This is a genomic window from Pinirhizobacter sp. (assembly GCF_035317885.1).
GTDB lineage: Bacteria > Pseudomonadota > Gammaproteobacteria > Xanthomonadales > Rhodanobacteraceae > Pinirhizobacter.
Genome location: NZ_DATHFX010000289.1, coordinates 1 through 2,672 on the forward strand (window position 1 = coordinate 1; position 2,672 = coordinate 2,672).

Here is a 2,672-nt window from a genome sequence, read left to right on the forward strand (position 1 = left end):
CCGGCAATGTCGTAGTCAATGCAGGCAGCAGCATTGGTGGTATCGGCAGCATCGGCGGCCTGGATCTGGCAGGTACGCTGTCGCCGGGGAATTCCATCGGCACGCTGCATGTCGCTGGTGATGCGTCTTTTGAGAAGGGGTCGACGTTCCAGGTCGAAACCACGCCCGATGGCCAGGCCGATCGCCTGGATGTTGCAGGCAAGGTCACCATCCTGGGCGGCACCGTCCTGGCCCTTGGACAGGATGGAAACTGGGCACCGCGCACGGATTACACGATCATCAATGCGGGGCAGGGCGTCACCGGCCAGTTCGATGGCGTGACCGACAATCTCGCGTTCCTGGCACCATCGCTGAGCTACAGCGCCAATGCCGTCACCCTGTCGCTGTCGCGTAACAGCGTGGACTTCACCACGGTCGCCCAGACACCGAACCAGCGGGCCACCGCGGGCGCCGCCGAAGCGCTCGGCGCCGGCCAGCCCGTCTATGACGCCGTCGAAAAACTGGACGCGCCGACGGCGCGTGCCGCCTTCGACAAACTCTCCGGCGAGATTCACGCCAGCACGCGCACCGCCCTGATCGACGACAGCCGTTACGTGCGCGAAGCGATCAACCGCCATTTGCTCGGCATGGATGACGGTGCCCGAGGCGATACCGCGAACGGTTCGAGCGTGTGGACCAGCGTTACCGGGCATTGGGGCGATCACGACGGCAACGGCAACGCCGCGCGCCTGCAGGCCAATGGCAGCGGCCTGATCGTCGGTGCCGATACCGGCGTGGGCGCCGACACCCGTCTGGGTGCCATCCTCGGGCACAGCCAGAACTCGCTGCAAGTCGATGCGCGTGACTCCTCGGCGCACGTCACCGCCGACCAGCTTGGTTTCTATGGCAGTACGGCATTGGGCGCGATCGACCTGCGTGCTGGCGCTGCCTATTCGTGGCAGGACATCGACACCACGCGACATGTTGCGTTTGGCGACTTCAATGAGTCGCTGGGGTCAAGCGGTCATGCACGCACCGGCCAGGTCTATGTCGAAGGCGGCTATCGCTTCACCTCCGATGGCGGCAACCAGTTCGAGCCGTTCCTGAATGCCGCGCACGTGCAATTGCGCACCGACGCCGTGAACGAAAGCGGCGGCGCCGCTGCACTGAGCACCGGTAGCGACAGCAGCGCGGTGAACACCGCCACGCTCGGTGTGCGCGATGCGTTCCGGCTGAGTGGCGACGCCATCGCGGCGCACGGCAGCCTTGGCTGGCAGCAGGCATGGGGCGACCTCACGCCGGTATCGACCATGCATTTCGCCGGTGGCGATGCCTTCGAGATCAGCGGTGTACCGGTTGCGCGTCACGCATTGGTCGCCGACGCCGGTCTGTCGTTCCGCGTGGCCGCGCACACGGAAGTCGACGCCAGCTACATGGGCCAGTTCGGTGGGGACGTCAAGGATCAGGGGGCGCGGTTGAGCCTCAATATGACGTTCTAGATGAGCAAGCAGATCAATTTCAACTGCGTAGGCTGTGGCGCGTGCTGCAAGGGTCGGTATGTGCCCTTGACGCTGGAAGAGGCCGAAGCCTGGCTTCGCCGCGGTCATCGCGTCTCTATCCTGTTGGAAGCCTTCGCCATTGACGAAGACCAAGGGGACCTCGCCCGTTACCGACACAATGCGAGCCGTGGCACTCATGTCAGATCTGGAAGTATCGACATTTGTGTCATTGCCATATTTGCCGCTGACGCGATTTCAGGCTGCCCCAACCTCGGCGAAGGCAATGCCTGTCAGATCTATGACCAGAGGCCTCTGGTATGCCGAATCTATCCCATGGAGGTAAACCCCTTCGTCGCCTTCCGGACCGATCAGAAGGATTGCCCCCCTGAGGCGTGGGATACATCGCAAACAAACGAAGTTATACGGCCCGACGGTCAGTTAATACCTTCCATCAAACAACTAGTAGAGGCCTCTCGTCATGCTGACCAGACAGAGGCTTTGACGAAGGTATTGATCTGCGAGGAGTTGGATCTAAGAGTCACGGCATGGAAGGGCTGCGGCTATGTCATCCATACCCCAGGTGTGGACGATCTGATGGCGGCTATCAGCCGTGTGTCGGCACAACAGCGATCGCCAGAGAAGCAGTGGCTCGTAAGAGTTCACGGACAAGGACTCACCGACAAGCTTCGCGACATGCAAGCTCAGCTATATCCAGCAAACAGTGATGATCGTCATTTGTACATTCCCTTAGAGGCGACATCGCCAAATTGACGATACCTGGCTCAGCCCCACAGCGTGGGTTTGGCTACCATCAGCCAGAAAATGGTCAGCGTCGCGAGAAAGGCTGGCCATCCCAGCGCGAACCACACACGCATGCAGCGATAGTAGGTAGGGGGCAGCGGCTTGTTGTCCCGCACGGCACTGAGGGCGAGATTGCGTGCATGCCATTGCAGCCAAACCACAGGCAGCCAGCACGCCCCAATGAACAGATAAAGCGCCATGCTGGCCTGCACCCACGATGTGTGCAGATCGAAACCCATCAGCCGCACCAGCAACAAGCCCGAAACGGGCTGCACGATCACCGCTGGCGTTGTGAACAGGAGATCGGCAAGAACAGTTAACCGGGCTGCCGTAGCGATCGCGGCAACCTGACCGGTACGATGGGTGAACCACATGAAGAACGCAGTGCCTAAT

General features: G+C 61.4%; 3 protein-coding genes. 2 read left to right on the top strand and 1 reads right to left on the bottom strand.

Going from position 1 to position 2,672, the window contains the following annotated elements; all coding sequences use genetic code 11:
- Together VK519_RS09465 and VK519_RS09470 are read left to right on the top strand one after the other, a co-directional pair.
- The coding region (locus VK519_RS09465; protein WP_324349297.1) for an autotransporter outer membrane beta-barrel domain-containing protein at window positions 1-1,478 on the top strand (1,478 nt) is incomplete at its 5' end.
- Window positions 1,479-2,249 (top strand): YkgJ family cysteine cluster protein, encoded by a 771-nt coding sequence (locus VK519_RS09470; protein ID WP_324349298.1) that lies wholly within the window; start codon window positions 1,479-1,481, stop codon window positions 2,247-2,249.
- An 11-nt stretch (window positions 2,250-2,260) separates the two neighbouring features.
- On the opposite strand, the gene VK519_RS09475 is transcribed toward VK519_RS09470, so the two are convergent.
- The coding region (locus tag VK519_RS09475) for a DUF2269 family protein (protein WP_324349300.1) at window positions 2,261-2,672 on the bottom strand (412 nt) is incomplete at its 5' end.

What these genes read in the sequence shown, in the direction of transcription:
- VK519_RS09470 (WP_324349298.1), top strand. Translation starts at nt 1,479, where the DNA reads ATGAGCAAGCAGATCAATTTCAACTGCGTAGGCTGTGGCGCGTGCTGC.